This window comes from Streptomyces sp. NPDC001093, from assembly GCF_040298985.1.
Taxonomy (GTDB): domain Bacteria; phylum Actinomycetota; class Actinomycetes; order Streptomycetales; family Streptomycetaceae; genus Streptomyces.
In genome coordinates this window covers 17,247-32,487 of record NZ_JBEPBF010000066.1, presented here as the reverse complement: position 1 = coordinate 32,487, position 15,241 = coordinate 17,247, and the positions used below count along the sequence as shown (strand labels likewise).

At 72.9% G+C, this 15,241-nt stretch carries 13 protein-coding genes and 1 pseudogene; 4 read left to right on the top strand and 10 right to left on the bottom strand.

Features of this window, described 5'->3' with window-relative positions; translation table 11 throughout:
- Positions 1–17: 17 nt before the first annotated feature.
- Positions 18–503 (bottom strand): Lrp/AsnC family transcriptional regulator, encoded by a 486-nt coding sequence (locus tag ABT288_RS28420; RefSeq protein WP_351613406.1) that lies wholly within the window; start codon positions 501–503, stop codon positions 18–20.
- Positions 504–563: 60 nt separating this feature from the next.
- On the opposite strand from ABT288_RS28420, the gene ABT288_RS28415 reads away from it, so the two are divergent.
- Positions 564–1,763 (top strand): trans-sulfuration enzyme family protein, encoded by a 1,200-nt coding sequence (locus ABT288_RS28415; RefSeq protein WP_351613403.1) that lies wholly within the window; start codon positions 564–566, stop codon positions 1,761–1,763.
- A gap of 880 nt (positions 1,764–2,643) precedes the next feature.
- Here ABT288_RS28415 and ABT288_RS28410 read toward each other — a convergent pair.
- The 4 genes from ABT288_RS28410 to ABT288_RS28395 all read right to left on the bottom strand — a co-directional run bounded on the left by ABT288_RS28410 (position 2,644) and on the right by ABT288_RS28395 (position 8,098).
- Entirely contained in the window at positions 2,644–4,080 is a 1,437-nt protein-coding gene (locus ABT288_RS28410; protein ID WP_351613400.1) for a GNAT family N-acetyltransferase, read from the bottom strand.
- A gap of 316 nt (positions 4,081–4,396) precedes the next feature.
- Positions 4,397–5,980, bottom strand: a complete 1,584-nt coding sequence (locus ABT288_RS28405) for an alkaline phosphatase D family protein (RefSeq protein WP_351613397.1) — start codon at positions 5,978–5,980, stop codon at positions 4,397–4,399.
- A 527-nt stretch (positions 5,981–6,507) separates the two neighbouring features.
- Complete coding sequence (locus tag ABT288_RS28400) at positions 6,508–7,338, bottom strand: alpha/beta fold hydrolase (RefSeq protein WP_351613395.1); 831 nt, start codon at positions 7,336–7,338, stop codon at positions 6,508–6,510.
- Between the two features lie 106 nt (positions 7,339–7,444).
- A complete protein-coding gene (locus ABT288_RS28395; protein WP_351613392.1) occupies positions 7,445–8,098 on the bottom strand; it encodes an NADPH-dependent F420 reductase in 654 nt (217 codons plus the stop codon).
- Positions 8,099–8,219: 121 nt separating this feature from the next.
- Between ABT288_RS28395 and ABT288_RS28390 the strand changes: the two genes are divergently transcribed.
- Both ABT288_RS28390 and ABT288_RS28385 read left to right on the top strand, forming a co-directional pair.
- Positions 8,220–9,104, top strand: a complete 885-nt coding sequence (locus tag ABT288_RS28390) for an RNA polymerase sigma-70 factor (protein ID WP_351613389.1) — start codon at positions 8,220–8,222, stop codon at positions 9,102–9,104.
- A gap of 254 nt (positions 9,105–9,358) precedes the next feature.
- Positions 9,359–10,120 (top strand): GntR family transcriptional regulator, encoded by a 762-nt coding sequence (locus ABT288_RS28385; RefSeq protein WP_351613386.1) that lies wholly within the window; start codon positions 9,359–9,361, stop codon positions 10,118–10,120.
- Positions 10,121–10,211: 91 nt separating this feature from the next.
- Here the strand turns inward: ABT288_RS28385 and ABT288_RS28380 are convergent, their stop codons facing one another.
- Together ABT288_RS28380 and ABT288_RS28375 are read right to left on the bottom strand one after the other, a co-directional pair.
- Positions 10,212–11,366, bottom strand: coding sequence for an ROK family transcriptional regulator (locus ABT288_RS28380; RefSeq protein WP_351613383.1), 1,155 nt, complete (start codon positions 11,364–11,366; stop codon positions 10,212–10,214).
- 92 nt (positions 11,367–11,458) lie between these two features.
- A pseudogene (locus tag ABT288_RS28375) lies at positions 11,459–11,902 on the bottom strand (response regulator transcription factor); the annotation flags it as partial.
- A gap of 424 nt (positions 11,903–12,326) precedes the next feature.
- Between ABT288_RS28375 and ABT288_RS28365 the strand changes: the two are divergent.
- Positions 12,327–12,770, top strand: coding sequence for a hypothetical protein (locus ABT288_RS28365; protein ID WP_351613380.1), 444 nt, complete (start codon positions 12,327–12,329; stop codon positions 12,768–12,770).
- 4 nt (positions 12,771–12,774) lie between these two features.
- Here ABT288_RS28365 and mug read toward each other — a convergent pair whose 3' ends face one another.
- From mug to ABT288_RS28350, 3 genes are all read right to left on the bottom strand, one after another.
- Positions 12,775–13,296 (bottom strand): G/U mismatch-specific DNA glycosylase, encoded by a 522-nt coding sequence (gene mug / locus ABT288_RS28360; RefSeq protein WP_351613456.1) that lies wholly within the window; start codon positions 13,294–13,296, stop codon positions 12,775–12,777.
- A 47-nt stretch (positions 13,297–13,343) separates the two neighbouring features.
- Positions 13,344–14,789: an adenylosuccinate lyase gene (purB, locus tag ABT288_RS28355; RefSeq protein ID WP_351613378.1), complete on the bottom strand. Its 1,446-nt coding sequence runs from the start codon at positions 14,787–14,789 to the stop codon at positions 13,344–13,346.
- 73 nt (positions 14,790–14,862) lie between these two features.
- Entirely contained in the window at positions 14,863–15,240 is a 378-nt protein-coding gene (locus ABT288_RS28350; protein WP_351613376.1) for a DUF4326 domain-containing protein, read from the bottom strand.
- Position 15,241: the final 1 nt, after the last annotated feature.

Here is a 15,241-nt window from a genome sequence, read left to right as displayed (position 1 = left end):
CCCACGTATGGCGGGATTCAGCTCTGGGCGTGGCCGGGTGGCAGCAGTGGCCCGCACTCCCACTGCTGGAAGATCAACCGGGTCTCCACCCGGGCCACCTCGCGCCGCGCGGTGAACTCGTCGAGCACCAGCCGCTGCAGATCGGCCATGTCCGCGACGGCCACATGCACCAGGTAGTCGTCCGGGCCGGTCAGATGGAACACCGTCCGCGTCTCGGGCAGTGCCCGGATCCGCTCCACGAACGGTCCGACCAGCTCCCTGCGGTGCGGCCGTACCTGCACCGACAGCAGCGCCTGGAGCCCGCGCCCCAGCTTGGCCGGATCCAGTCGCAGCTGGTGGCCCAGGATCACGCCGGAGCGGCGCAGCCGGGTCACCCGGTCAAGGCAGGTCGACGGCGCCACGCCCACCTGCGTGGCCAGATCACGGTAGGTGGTCCGGGCGTCGTTCTGCAGCAGTCGCAGCAGATGGAGATCCACCGGATCCAGTACGACAGATTCGGCCATGGGCCGAACGTAGCACGGTGTTCGAATCCGGTGAACCGTTCACTGTTCACCCTTCCGCGCATGGACACAGCGAGCACCGGTGCCTACGACGGCGTACGCACCGCAACGAGAGCCCTGGCCACGGAAGCCGTGCACGCCGGCCGCGACGATCTCGCCCGCCAGGGCCTGCACGCCCCGCCGATCGACCTGTCGACCACCTACCCCTCGTACGACAGCCGCGGTGAGGCCGCCCGCATCGACGCCTTCGCCACCGACGGCGCCGACCCGGTCGGACCGCCCGTCTACGGCCGTCTGGGCAACCCGACCGTCGCCCGCTTCGAGACCGCCCTGGCCCGCCTGGAGGGCACCGAGTCCGCGGTCGCCTTCGCCAGCGGGATGGCGGCGCTCAGCGCGGTCCTGCTGGCTCGTTCGGCGATGGGCCTCCGCCATGTGGTGGCGGTACGGCCCCTGTACGGCTGCAGCGACCATCTGCTGACCGCGGGACTGCTCGGCACCGAGGTCACCTGGACCGATCCGGCCGGCATCGCCGACGCGCTGCGCCCGGACACCGGCCTGGTGATGGTGGAGTCCCCGGCCAACCCGACCCTCGCCGAGGTCGACCTGCGGGCCGTCGCGCACGCCTGCGGTTCGGTCCCGCTGCTCGCCGACAACACCTTCGCCACGCCCGTGCTGCAACGCCCGGCCGAGCACGGCGCCCGCCTGGTGCTGCACAGCGCCACCAAGTACCTCGGCGGTCACGGCGATGTGCTGGCCGGAGTGGTCGCCTGCGACGAGGAGTTCGCCGGGCGGCTACGGCAGATACGGTTCGCCACGGGTGGCGTCCTGCATCCGCTGGCCGGCTATCTGCTGCTGAGGGGACTGTCCACGCTCCCGGTCCGGGTGCGGGCCGCGTCCGCCAACGCCGCCGAACTGGCCGGCCGGCTCGCGGCCGACCCGCGCGTGGCTCGCGTCCACTATCCGCGCATCGGCGGTGCCATGATCGCCTTCGAGGTCGACGGTGATCCGCACGAGGTCATCTCCCGGGTCCGGCTCGTCACCCCGGCGGTGAGCCTCGGCAGCGTCGACACGCTCATCCAGCACCCCGCTTCCATCAGCCACCGCATCGTCGACGCCGACGACCGGCGAGGTGCGGGGGTGAGCGACCGGCTGCTGCGCTTGTCGGTGGGGCTGGAGGACGTGGACGATCTCTGGTCCGACCTCGACCAGGCATTGGGCGAGCCCGTCCGAACCCCGCTGCCGCTGCGGGAGGCGGTGCGCTGAGCGGCGGCGGCCGGTGGGGGCGCGGTTGAGTTGGGGTGAGCGGGGGTGCGTGGGGTGAGTGGGGCACCGCCGGACACCGCCGTTGCGGCTGGGCGCCGCTGCGGCAGCTTCATGACGCAGCCGGCATAAGAGGGCGCCCCGGATCCGGCCGCAGATCCCGGCCTCGGCCGTCGGCTCAGGCCGCGGATGCAGATCCTGCCCCGGGGCAGCGGATCCCGGGTCCGGCCGTGAGTCTGGCCATGGTCGGCTTCGGACCTGAGTCCGGCCTCGGCCGTCGGCTCAGGCCGTGGATGCAGATCCTGCCGGGGGCAGCGGATCCCGGGTCCGGCCGTGAGTCTGGCCATGGTCGGTCTCGGACCTGAGTCCGGCCTCGGCCGTCGGGTCAGGCCGTGGATGCAGATCCCGCCCCGGCCCGCAGATCCCGGACCCAGCCGCGATCCCGGCCCGGCTGTCGGCCCCGGCCCTGACCATCGGCCCGGGCCCCGACCCGGCCGGTTGTCGGCCTTAGCTCGGGCTTGCGGCTTCGGCTCATGCTGCCGGCTCCGCCCCGGCCCTGAGTCCGGCGCCGATCGTCGGCCCCGCCCCGACCATCGGCCCCGGCCGCGGCCGTGCTGTCGGCCTTAGCCCGGGCTTGCGGCTTGGGCTCAAGCTGCCGATTCCCGCCCCGAGTTGTTGGCCTCGCCCTGGGCTGCCCGTCCCCGGCCCAGGCTGTCGGCCTCGGTCCGGGCTGTCGGCTTCGGCTCAAGCTGCCGGATTCCGCCCGGGCTGCCAGCCCGCCTCGCCCCGCCCCGTCGGCCCTGCCCCGCGCCCCCCGGTCCCGGACCGGTTTCCCGTGCCGGGCCCGGGCGCTGAGGAAGGTTGGCTGTGGCCGGGTGGGGTGTCAGTCGCGGTGGGCCGGGTCGCCGAGGTGGCGGAGGCCGGTGGTGTGCGGAGCTCGGGAGGAGACCGGTGTGGCGTCCAGGCGGGCGGTGATGACGAGCGTGCCCTCCTCGATCTGGTAGTCCAGGGGCAGGCCGAGGCCGCGCATCGCGGCGACCATGCCGGTGTTGGACGCCTGCGTCACGGCGTACACGCTCTCGCAGCCGGCCTCCACAGCCATCGCCACCAGCCGGCCGAGCAGTTCACCGCCGACGCCGCGCTGCTGCCAGTCGTCCTCGATCAGCAGCGCGATCTCCGTCTCGTCGCCGTCCCACAGCAGATGCCCGAGGCCGACGATGCGACCGGAGGTGGTCTGCGCGGCCAGCGTCCGGCCGAAACGGGGGCTGAGCAGGTGGTTCAGATAGCGGTCCGCGTCCCCGACCGGGCCGTGATAGCGCATGCCGAGGGTACGCGGCGAGCACCTTTCGTGCATCGCCTTCGCCGCGGCCACGTCTCCGGTGTCCGCCCGGCGTACGGTGATGTCGCTGCCCTCGGGCAGCGTCAGCACGTCCTTGCCGCGCGGGATCCGCGGACCGAGCCGGTTGTCGAGGTCCACCAGCGCCCGGGCCCGGGCGAACTCGGTGGGCGTGAACGGCAGATACGGCCGCTCCACGGTGAGCACCCCGCCCTCCGGCGCCGGCAGCCGCATCACGGTGTCCTCCAGCACGCCCTCGGCCGGCACCGGCTCGGGCCCCCGGCCCCCGCCGATCGGTGTCCCGGGCAGTGAGCGGATCGTGCACCGGCCCAGCAACGAGCGCAGCGCCAGCGGCAGTTCGGCGGCGTCCAGTGCGGTGCGCGCGGCCAGCCCGAGCACTCGGGTGGGGGCGTCGACCAGGTCGTGGGCGTCGGCCCGTTCGATCCAGGTCGACTCACCGCCGGCCCGTGAGACCGCCCGGGTGATCTCGGCCGCGTCCATGGCGCCCGGAGCCCGCAGCAGGAACTCGTCCACCGTGCCGTCGGCGAGCGGGTGCGTCTGGAGGCTCAGGATGTCGATGTGCCGCTCGGCCAGTGCCGTGCACAGCGCTGCCAGCGAGCCCGGCTCGTCCTTCACGGTGGTCCGCATCCGCCAGAGCGCACCGGTGCGGGCCACGGCGTCGGTGTCGTCGCCCGGCTGCCCGGAGGGCCCGGCCGGCCGCGTCTCGGCGGCCGGCCGGGCGCCGGTATCACCGGCCGGCGGTGCGTGTCCGTGGCGCCGTGCCCACCAGGTGTGGAAGCCGGCCGTCGCGGCCAGCACGAGCGCCGAGATCACCAGCAGGGCCGGGCCGTCGGGGCCGTGCCCGACCAGGTTCGCCACGGCGTCGGCCACGGCGACGGCCGTGAACAGCGCGGCGAGCTCGACGACGTCCCGCCGCCAGTGGTGCACGGGGCGTCCGTGCTTCGTCCGGGTCACATCAGACATGTCTGGAGTCATGCAGCCACTGTGAAGGAACGGTGTTGCGTGATCACGAACTGATTGTGACCGATGGGTAAAGCATGCTCCGTCCGTTTTATTGCGTTTTCTACGGTCTGTCGGCTCCGCGCCGCTCGGCCCCAGATCGTGGCGTTGTCGTCATCCAGTGCTCGCGTCATACGAAAACCGTAGAGGCGACCACTGACAATCGGCCTGACCTGTGAAAACGACAGCGCTCCAGAGGAGTTGACCGTGCCGCGCTCCGTGGGATGACGCCGGGGCGCGGCACGGACGAAGGGTACGGGACCGGCGGGCCGGTCGGTGCCTACTGGCCGACCCGGCCCGGCTGGAGTGTCTGCGTGAACAGCACGGTGCCGTCGTACTCGCGCAGCCGGACCGTCAGTTCACCGCTGTCGCCGTCGATGTCGACCTCGCCGAAGAACTGGTAGCCCTGCGCAGGCGACACGTTGGAGGCGGTGGGCGCCTTCACGAACACCCGGTCCGGGCCGAACGTGCCGTCCAAGGCGTTGGCCGGGAACGCGCCGGCGTTGAGCGGGCCGGAGACGAACTCCCAGAACGGCTCGAAGTCCTTGAACGCGGCCCGCGACGGGTCGTAGTGCTGGGCCGAGGTGTGGTGCACGTCGGCCGTCAGCCACACCGTGCCGGTGATCCGCTGGTGCTTGATGAACCGCAGCAGCTCGGCGATCTGCAGCTCGCGGCCGAGCGGAGCGCCCGGGTCGCCCTGCGCGACGGCCTCGAAGTTCGGCTTGCCCTCGACGGGGTCGGGGACGACCAGCCCGAGCGGCATGTCGTTGGCGATCACCTTCCACACCGCCCGGGACCTGGCGAGCTCCCGCTTGAGCCACTCCAGCTGCTCGCGGCCGAGGATGCCCACCGGGTCCGTGGTCTGGTTGTCGGGGGAGTTCGCGTCGCGGTAGGTGCGCATGTCGAGCACGAACACGTCGAGCAGCGGACCGTGGTGGACGACCCGGTAGATCCGGCCGTCCGGGCGTTCGCTGATGGTCGAGATCGGGAAGTACTCGGAGAACGCCTGCCGGGAGCGCAGCGCCAGGTCGTCGAGCCTGGTGCCGACCGGGTAGGGGGTGCCGGTACCGATGACCTCGCCCGGGTACCAGTTGTTGCGGACCTCGTGGTCGTCCCACTGGATGATGTTCGGCACCTGGGCGTTGAACCGGCGCAGCGCCGAGTCCAGCAGGTTGTAGCGGAAGTTGCCCCGGTAGTCGTCCAGGGTGGTCGCGACGTGCGACTTCTCCTCGGTGGTGACGTTCCGGTAGACGCTGCCGTCGGGCAGGGTCGCGGTCGCCGCGATGGGGCCGTCGGCGTAGATGTTGTCGCCGCTGCACAGGAAGAAGTCGGGGTCGACCTTCGCCATCGCGTCGAAGATGCGGTAACCGCCGATGGACTCGTTGATGCCCCAGCCCTGCCCGGCCAGATCGCCGGACCAGACGAACCGCACGCCCTGGCGGCGCCGGGCGGGCGCGGTACGGAAGGTGCCGGTGACCGGCTCGCTCGTGCGGCTCGGGTCGTCCGGGTCGGCGAGCAGCACGCGGTAGTGGATCTGCTCGCCCGACGGCAGGCCGTGCAGCCGGGTGGTGCCGGTGAAGTCCGTGCCCGAGCCCAGCAGCGGACCGTGCCATCTGTGCGGGTTGCGGAACGACTCGGTGGCCGAGGTCTCCACGATCATCCGGGCCGCCCGGTCCGAACGGACCCACACCAGGCCGGAGTCGGTGGTCACATCGCCCGCCTGCACGCCCCAGCTCGCCTGGGGGCGCCCGGAGCGGGCGAACGCCGGGGCCGCGCCGAGGCCCACGGGCAGGGTGAGGGCCGCCGACGCGGCGAGGCCGCCGCGCAGAACGCTGCGGCGGCCGGGGATCGGACGGTCTGACATGGCTGCGCCTCCAGGAGCGGGATCCGGCCAGTGTGCAGAGCCACACCTACTGGGACGCTGCGGCGCACGCGGAAACCCGAGGTGAACAACGCGCCCGGGGTGTAGTCGCCGGGGCGGCCCGGGGGATGGGACGGACCGTCCGCGGGAAGGGCCTGTACACCCCGCCGACGGCGGCTCCGCATTCCCGCACCTACGCGCGATGCCCGCACCTACGCGCGCGTGCGTGTGCCTGTGCGTGTCAGGAGCCGGTGCCGACGCTCCCCGGGCCCGGCAGGCGGGGAATGTTCCGGCCGGCGTGGCGCCCGTACACGCACACGGCTCGCCCGCGCAGGCCGGGCCCGGCCACTTCGGGACGGCTCGGCACCGGCGGTCATGGTCGGTGGCACAGTGCGGGTACCTCACGGGCGCCACGGGCCGGTACCGCACCGGGGCCGCCCCACCGTCGGCCGGAACCGGCCCTCTTCAGCGAGCACGGTCCCGCCTGCCCGCCACGGAGTCGCCGCGGCAAGTGGCCGCCGGTCGCCCGTTCAGCGGCTGCCGTCCAGGATGACCCGTGCGACCAGGGCCGGGTCGTCGTTCATCGGGCAGTGGCCGCAGCCGGGCAGCCGCACCAGCCGGGCGTGCGGGATGAGCTGCTTGGCACGCACGCCCTGACGGCGTACGAGGAGCCGGTCCCGGGTACCCCAGGCCACCGTGACCGGCAGACCCGGCAGGCCGTCGGTGAACCGGACGGTGCTGCCCGCCCGCAGCGTCGCGCCGAACCCGGTGGCGCCCGCCAGCGCGAGTGTCTCGGCGACGACGGCCTGCGGGGCGCGGCGCGCGGGTCGTGCGTAGATGGTGCTCGTCAGCGCGGTACGGCCGGCCGCGGTGCGCGACAACTGCTCCACCAGCGGCAGCGGGAGCCGCTGGGCGATGCCCCGCATCGCGAGCAGTACCGCGAAGGCGTACCGGCGCTCGGCCTCGGTCCAGAACCCGGCCGGGGAGAGGGCGGTGACGGACCGTGCGAGCTTCTCCCGGCCGAGCTCCAGGGCGAGCAGGCCGCCCAGCGAATTGCCCGCGATGTGCGGCCGGTCCAGCTCCAGCGCCTCGAACAGGGCGCCGAGTACGGAGTTGGTGGTGGGCAGGTCGTAGGCGAGGCCGTCCGGCAGGCCCGGGGACGCGCCGAAGCCCGGCAGGTCGACGGCGATCACGTCGCGCTCGGTGGCGAGGATGTCCGCCACCGGGTCCCAGGCCTGCCGGTGATGGCCGATGCCGTGCAGCAGCACCAGCGGCTCGCCGCGTCCCACGCGCGCGTAGGACACGGTCACGTCCTTCGGGCCGTGCGGAGTGGGGACCTTGAAGGCGACGGTGGCGGACATGGGGTGCTCCTCGTCTGGGTGCTGACGGACGCCGTAGACAGTTTGTCAGCAATTGCTACCGGCCGGTAGCCCCCGGGTGGGAGTACGTCCCGCGCTCCGGCGGTGGTCAATCCGCCCGGCGCACCTCGATGTTGAAGTCCGCGGTCCCCAACTGCCGCATCATGGTGAGCCACAGCGGCAGATACATCTCCGTCGCCCGCGCGGCCCGGATCCCGCCCAGGTCCAGCACCCGCTCGGCCGGCCAGCCGAACTCCCCGAGCAGCGCCGTCACCTGCTCCTTGGCCCCGGCCTCCTCACCGCACACGAACAGGTGGTGCGCCCCCGGCACCCGGCCCGGATCCACCATCACCTGACAGTTCACCGTGTTCAGCGTCTTCACCACGCGCGCGTGCGGAAAGGCACGCTGGATCTGCTCGCCCACGCTGTCCGACTCCACCGGGTCCAGCCGCGGTTGACCGTCCTCGAAGGCCAGCGGATTGGAGACGTCCACCACGACCTTGCCGTCGAGGTGCTCCGCGCCGACCGCCCGCAGGGCGTCGAGCGCGACCCGGCCGCCCACCGCGTTGATGACCACCTCGGCCGAGGCGGCCGCCTCCGCGAACGTGCCCGCGCGGGCACGCTCCGCGGAGGCCGTGGCCCACTCCAGCGCGACCGGGTTGTCCTTGACGCGTGATCCCAGGGTCACCTCGTGCCCCAGCTCCACCAGTCTGCCGCCCAGCGTGCGGCCCACCTCACCCGTGCCGAGCACCGCGTATCGCATCGGCCACCTCCCGTTGCCGGCCGCCGACTTCCGGCGGTCCGCGGTCATTGTGATCCGAAGCGGCGCCGGACGGGCCGATTCCGGGTGGACAGCCCCGGCGCGTGTCGGATGGGATGGAGCGGTGACCGCCGAGACCGCGACCGATGTCTTCGAAGAGCACCGCCCGCTGCTCATGGGCGTCGCCTATCGCATGCTCGGCCGCGTGGCCGACGCCGAGGACGTGGTGCAGGACGCCTGGCTGCGCTGGTCCCGCGCCGACCACGCGGAGATCCGCGAACCGCGCGCCTACCTGGTGCGCATCACCACCCGACTGGCCATCGACCGGCTGCGCCAGGTGCGGACGCGCGGCGAGGCGTACGTCGGGCCGTGGCTGCCGGAGCCGTATCTCACCGAGTTCGCCGACACGGCCCCGGACGCGGCGGAGCATGCCGTGCTCGCCGACAGCGTCTCGCTCGCCCTGCTGGTCGTCCTGGAGTCGCTGTCGCCGCTGGAGCGGGCCGTCTTCGTGCTCAGGGAGGCCTTCGGCTACCCGTACGCCGAGATCGCCGCCCTGCTCGACCGCGGCGAGGCGGCGGTACGCCAACTGGCCGGGCGGGCACGCCGGCACGTCGACGAACGGCGACCGCGCTACGACGTCGACCCCGGCCGGCGACGCGAGCTGACCGAACGTTTCCTCGCCGCCGCGGCCGACGGCGACCTGGACGGGCTCATGTCCCTGCTCGCTCCGGACGTCCGCCTGGTCGGCGACAGCGGCGGCAAGGCCAAGGCGCCACTGCGGGTCCTGCACACCGCCGACAAGGTCGGCCGGTTCCTCGTCGCCGTCGCCCAGCAGTCCGCGGCTGCCCTGTCCCACCGCTTCCTGGAGGCCAACGGCGGCCCGGCGCTGCTGGTCCTGTCCGACGGCAAGCCCGAGAGCCTGGTCCAGGTGGACGTCGCCGAGGGCCGCGTCACGGCCGTGTACATCGTCCGCAACCCGGACAAGCTGCGGCACCTCGCCGACCGCTGAGCCACCGCCGCCGAACCACACGAGGCCTGCGAGCCCCCGTCCTGCGACGGGGGCTTTGCCGCGATGTCACACACACCACGGTGCACGAACGCCTTGTGAACGATCCGCGGCAGGCCGGCCGTGCGTTGCCCAGGGGATCGAGGATTGGTCTTGACCAAGGATGAAGGCCGCCTTATGGTCGCAGAGAAGTGCAACAACCTTTAATAAACAAGGGCGCCAAAAACCGCCGGACCACGGCTCTTGCGGAGGACAGGGTGGGGACCACGCAGCTGGAATCGGTGCCGGAACCGAAGTACTGGCATCTCAAGACCGTGCTCAGCGAGGCACTGGACTCGGAGTTCTCGGTCGGCGAGATCCTGCCCAACGAGCGCGACCTCGCCGCACGCTTCGGCGTGGCCCGCGCCACGCTCCGCCAGGCCCTCGAACAGCTCGAGCTGGAGGGCCGGCTGCAGCGCCGCCGCGGCGTCGGTACGACCGTCGCGCCTCCGCGCGTGGGCGTGGCCGTCGGCACCGAGCAGCAGGTCTGGCCGGGCGCCGCCTCGGACGCCTGGCAGCCCGTCGACTGCGACCAGGCGGTGCCGCCCGCCGCCGTGGCCACGGCCCTGGAGACCGGCGCGGACGAGCCCGTGCACACCGTGCGCCGCTCCCGGATGTCCCACGGCCAGCGGGTCGCCACCGAACTCCTCTACATCCCGGCGGCCTCCGTCCCCGAGCTCTCCGCGATCGACGCCCCGTCCGGCCCGCCACGCGCGCGTGCGGTGCTGCGCGAGCTGCAGCACCTGACGCTCGAGGGCCAGGACCGCGCCGTCGAGCTGGGCTCCGCCCGCGCCGACGACGCCAAGGACCTCGACCGGCTGCCCGGCTCCCCGGTCCTCGTGGTCACCACCCGCTTCTTCGCCGCGGGCCGCACCGCCGCCCTGTCCGTCGCCACCTACCGCGCCGACACCTGCCGGCTGACCTTCGGCGACTCCCCGGACGTGGAGATACACCACGACCCGGAGCGCCAGGCTTCCTGACCTCAGGGCCCCCGAGGGGCGCGGGGAACCGCGCGACCGGCCGCGACGGCGCCGCAGCCGCGAGACGACCGCAACCAGGTACGGCGAAGGCTCAGCGCCGAGTCGCTGAGCCGTCCACCGCGAACAACTGCTCCTCGACGTGGTCCAGAGCCAGGCGCAGCGCCCCCGTGGCCACGGCCGCCTCGCCCAGCAGGGACAGCGCCACCTGAGGCGGCCGCAGGCAGTAGCGGGCCAGCTCGCGGCGCAGCGGTTCCAGGACGCCGTCGAGACCGGCCGCCCACCCGCCGATCACCACCAGCTCGGGATCCAGCGCCAGCACCAGCGCGGCCACGTCGTGCACAAGCCGCTGGATGAACCGCTCCACGGCCGCCCGCGCGCGCTGGTCGCCCTTCCGGGCCAGCGTGAACACCCCGGCGACCGCCTGCTCGTCCAACGGATGCAGCGGCTCGTCGGTGGTGGACAGCAGCGCCTCCGGAGTCGCCTCCCGGCCCAGCAGATGCAGCGCGCCGATCTCCCCGGCCGCCCCGCCGTAGCCACGGTGCAGCCGCCCGCCGATCAGCGAGCCCGCGCCCGGGCTCAGCCCGGCCAGCACGAACACCACGTCGTCCGACTCGGTGGCCGCGCCCTTCCAGTGCTCGGCGACGGCCGCCGCGTTGGCGTCGTTCTCCACCAGCACCGGGCACCTGAAGGAGCGGCTGAGCCGCTCACCCAGGTTCAGGCCGGTCCACTGCGGCAGAGCCGTGCTCAGCCGGACCGTACCGTCGGCCTCCACGATCCCCGGCGTGCCCACGCCCACGGCCCGCAGCGAGCTGCGCGCGACCCCGGACCGGCGCAGCAGCTCGGCGACCGCGCCGCGCAGCCGGTCGAGCCGCTCGTCCGCCGGTGCCGTCGCGTCGACCTCCTTGGCCTGCGCGCCCAGCACCCGCCCGTCCAGGTCGGACAGCAGCGCGGCGACCCGGTGCGGTCCGACCTCCAGGCCCAGCAGATGTCCGGCCTCGGCCCGGAACCGGAACCGCCGCGCGGGCCGTCCCTGACGGCGCGCGGTGCCCTCGTCGGCCGCGGTCTCCACGACCAGCCCGCCCTCGATGAGCCCTTCGACCACACCCTCGACGGTCGGCCGGGACAGTCCGGTGACCCGGGTGATCTCGGTGAGCGTCGCGCAGTCCGTGGCACGCAGCGCGTGCAGCACCACCGCGGAATTGATCCTTCGCAGCAGCGAGGGATCGCCGCCGGTCAGCTGCCCCACCGTCCGTCCTTCCAGCTCGCGGGCGTGTTGGGCGGATCGTACTCGGCCCGGCGCGCCCCGGCGAGTGCCGGCTTCCGCACGGCCGGCCGGGCTCACCCCGGCTCGACGAACCCCGGCTCGTACGCCGCGATCACCGCCTGGGTGCGGTCGCGCGCGCCGAGCTCGGCCAGCACGGCGCTCACATGCGACTTGACCGTCTACGTGCCCACGACCAGCGGAGCGGCGATCTCCGCGTCCGACAGCCCGCGCGCGATGAGCCGCAGCACCTCCGCCTCCCGCTCCGTCAGCCGGGCCCGCTCCAGTGCGGCACCTGCCGGCCGGTCGCCGTCGCCGCACCGGGCGGCGAAGCCTCGTACGGAGGCCGGGAACAGCAGCGACCCGCCCTCCGCGACCGGCCGTACCGCGTGCACGATCTCGGCCGGACGGGCGCGCTTCAGCAGGAAGCCGTGGGCGCCCGCGCGGAGGGCCTCGTACTCGTACTCGTCGTCCTCGAAGGTCGTGACGACGACGATCTTCGGCGGCTCGGCCACCGTGCGCCACCGGTCGCGCCAATTCGCCTACGGCGCCTCGGAGATGCCCGGCCCCGCCTCGCCGGCTGAGCAGCAGCCGTGCCTTCGGTCCTCGGCACCTCCGGCCCGGCCTGGAGCGAAGGCCCGCGCGGCGCCGTCGGCTGCGCACTTGTCCTGACGCTGATGGCGCTGTTCGCCGCCGGACTCGCTGCCGTACCGCGCAGCGGTGTCGCGACCCTGTCCGTGCTGATCCCGTTCCTGCCGACCGTGGTCTTCGCCATCGGCGACCTGTCCGCCGGCATCGCCGACTTCCTGTACGACCGGGCCGGCCAAGTCACCCTGCACAGCGCCTGGGACGGCCCCTCGGCTGCTCGCGGGCGCGTGGACGCCTGGACCGCAGGGGTGCCTGACAACCCGCCAATTGTCAGTGGTGCCCGCTTTACTGGATCACATGGACATCGCGAACTGCCTGACCGTCATCGACCTGTTGTGCGCCCGGGAGTTCCCCGCGGAGCACAGCAGGACGGAACACGGCGAGAGCGGGCCCGGATTCCACATAGCCGCCTTACACACCAGCGGTGACTTCTGGGAGGACGACGGCACGGAATGGGAGGAGACGGCGGCACAGTACGAGGCCGACCGGGACGGCCTCACGGAGCGGCTCACCAGCCGGTGGGGCCTACCGCAGCACATCAGCCTGCGCAGCGTCTTCGTGCGGACGATGGACGGCGAGACCATCGAGGAGCCCTGGGCCGGACTGAGCGAGCACGTACCGGACGTCCACCTGTGGAAGGCACCCGTGCGCGACAGGTGGTTCGCCCTCGGTGTGTCCCACGGGTACAAGGAGCTTCCGTTCCGGCTCCTCGGCATAGTGACCGAGGTCGACCCGCCGTGACCGCCTAGGCCCGCGTCGCGACCCGCAGCCGGGCGAACTCCTCCGCCATGGTCGCCGCCGTCCAGTGCGCGTTCAGCCCGCTGGGATTGGGCAGCACCCACACCCGGCTGTCCCCGATGGTCCGCTCCTGTGGTCCCACCTGCGCGGTGCGGTCGCCGAAGGCGGCCCGGTACGCGGTCACCCCGACCACGGCCAGCCACTGCGGCCTCAGCCGCATCACCTTCTCGGTCAGCAGCCGCCCGCCCTCGACGTACTCCTCGGCGGACAGCTCGTCGGCCCGCGCGGTCGCCCGCGCCACGACGTTCGTGATGCCCAGCCCGTACACCGGCAGCTCCTGCTGTTCGGCCGGCTTCAGCAGGCGCGGGGTGAAGCCGGACAGGTGCAGGACCGGCCAGAATCGGTTGCCGGGACGGGCGAAGTGGTGACCGGTCGCCGCCGTCATGAGCCCCGGGTTGATGCCGCAGAAGAGCACCCGGAGGCCGTCCGCGACGACGTCCGGTACGAGACGGTCGCGGGCGGCCTCCAGTTCCGCCCTGGTGAAGCGGGGCGAGCGGGGAGAGCGGGGTGAGCGGGTCAGAGGATCGCTCCGGGGGTGTATCCGGCCGCCTCCGGGTGCTGCTTGACGATCTCCTCGATCCGGCCGACGACCGCGCCGACCTGGTCGGCGGCGGCGCCGGTGAAGGACAGCTTGTCGGCCATCAGGGCGGCCAGCTGGTCGCGGTCGAGCGGCAGGCGGTCGTCGGCGGCGAGCTTGTCGAGCAGGTCGTTGCGCTCGGCGCCCTGCTCACGCATCGCGAGCGCGGTGGCGACGGCGTTCTCCTTGATCGCCTCGTGCCCGACCTCACGGCCGACCCCGGCCCGCACCGCGCCCATGAGCACCTTGGTGGTGGCCAGGAACGGCAGATAGCGGTCCAGTTCGCGGGCGATGACCGCCGGGAAGGCACCGAACTCGTCCAGCACGGTCAGGAAGGTCTCCAGCAGGCCGTCCAGCGCGAAGAAGGCGTCCGGCAGGGCCACCCGGCGCACCACCGAGCAGGAGACGTCGCCCTCGTTCCACTGGTCGCCCGCCAGCTCGCCGGTCATCGAGGCGTAGCCGCGCAGGATGACCATGAGGCCGTTGACGCGCTCACAGGAGCGGGTGTTCATCTTGTGCGGCATCGCGGAGGAGCCGACCTGTCCCGGCTTGAAGCCCTCGGTGACCAGCTCGTGCCCGGCCATCAGCCGGATCGTCTTGGCCAGCGAGGACGGCGCCGCCGCCAGCTGCACCAAGGCGGTGACGACCTCGTAGTCCAGCGAGCGCGGGTAGACCTGGCCGACCGAGGTGAACGCCTGCGAGAAGCCCAGGTGCCGCGCGATCCGGGTCTCCAGCTCGGCCAGCTTGGCCGCGTCGCCGCCGAGCAGGTCCAGCATGTCCTGCGCGGTGCCGACCGGGCCCTTGATGCCGCGCAGCGGGTAGCGGGCGAGGAGCTCCTCGACCCTGCCGTAGGCCACGAGCAGCTCGTCGGCGGCCGTTGCGAAACGCTTGCCCAGCGTCGTGGCCTGCGCGGCCACGTTGTGCGAGCGGCCGGCCATGACCAGCTCGGCGTACTCGCCGGCCAGCTTGCCGAGACGGGCCAGCACGGCCACCGTACGGTCGCGCATCAGCTCCAGCGAGAGCCGGATCTGCAGCTGCTCGACGTTCTCGGTGAGGTCGCGGGAGGTCATGCCCTTGTGCACGTGCTCGTGTCCGGCGAGGTCGTTGAACTCCTCGATCCGCGCCTTCACATCGTGCCGGGTGACCTTCTCGCGCTCGGCGATCGAGGCCAGGTCGACGGTGTCGAGGACACGCTCGTAGTCGGCGATCGCCTCGTCCGGCACCTCGATGCCGAGGTCCTTCTGGGCCCGCAGCACGGCGAGCCAGAGCTGCCGCTCCAGCTTTACCTTCTGCTCGGGGGACCAGAGCGTGGCGAGCTCGGCGGAGGCGTAGCGTCCGGCGAGGACGTTCGGGATGCGGGGCTTGGCGGGCGCGGCAGAAGTCACGTGACCAGATTCTACTGGCGGTTTGTGCAGGCCAGCGCCACAGCCCTGTTCGGCGGAAGCTACGAGAGCCGCGTCACTGGGCGGCGTCCGTAGGCTCGGCCGGCTCCGGCGGCCTGTCGGCGTCGGCCAGTTCGGCCAGCACGTCCGCGTGGCACAGCTGCGGCGCGCACCAGCACGCCAGCGTCTTTCCCCGCAGCTCGTCGACCAGTTCGAGCAGCTCCGGCCGCTCCAGCAGATGGGCCCGGTACATGGCCATGACCTCGGCGCGGGTGCCGTCCCGCTTCTTCTTCGGGGTGTCGTACGCGAACGGGTTGTACAGGGGGTGCCGGGGGAGGTCCCAGCCTCCCAGCGTCCAGCGGCGGCCGACGTAGACCACGTCGGCGGGCGCGTGTTCCAGCCGAGGGCCGAGCTCGTGGATCCGGCCCCGGATGTTGATCACCCGCGTGGTCATG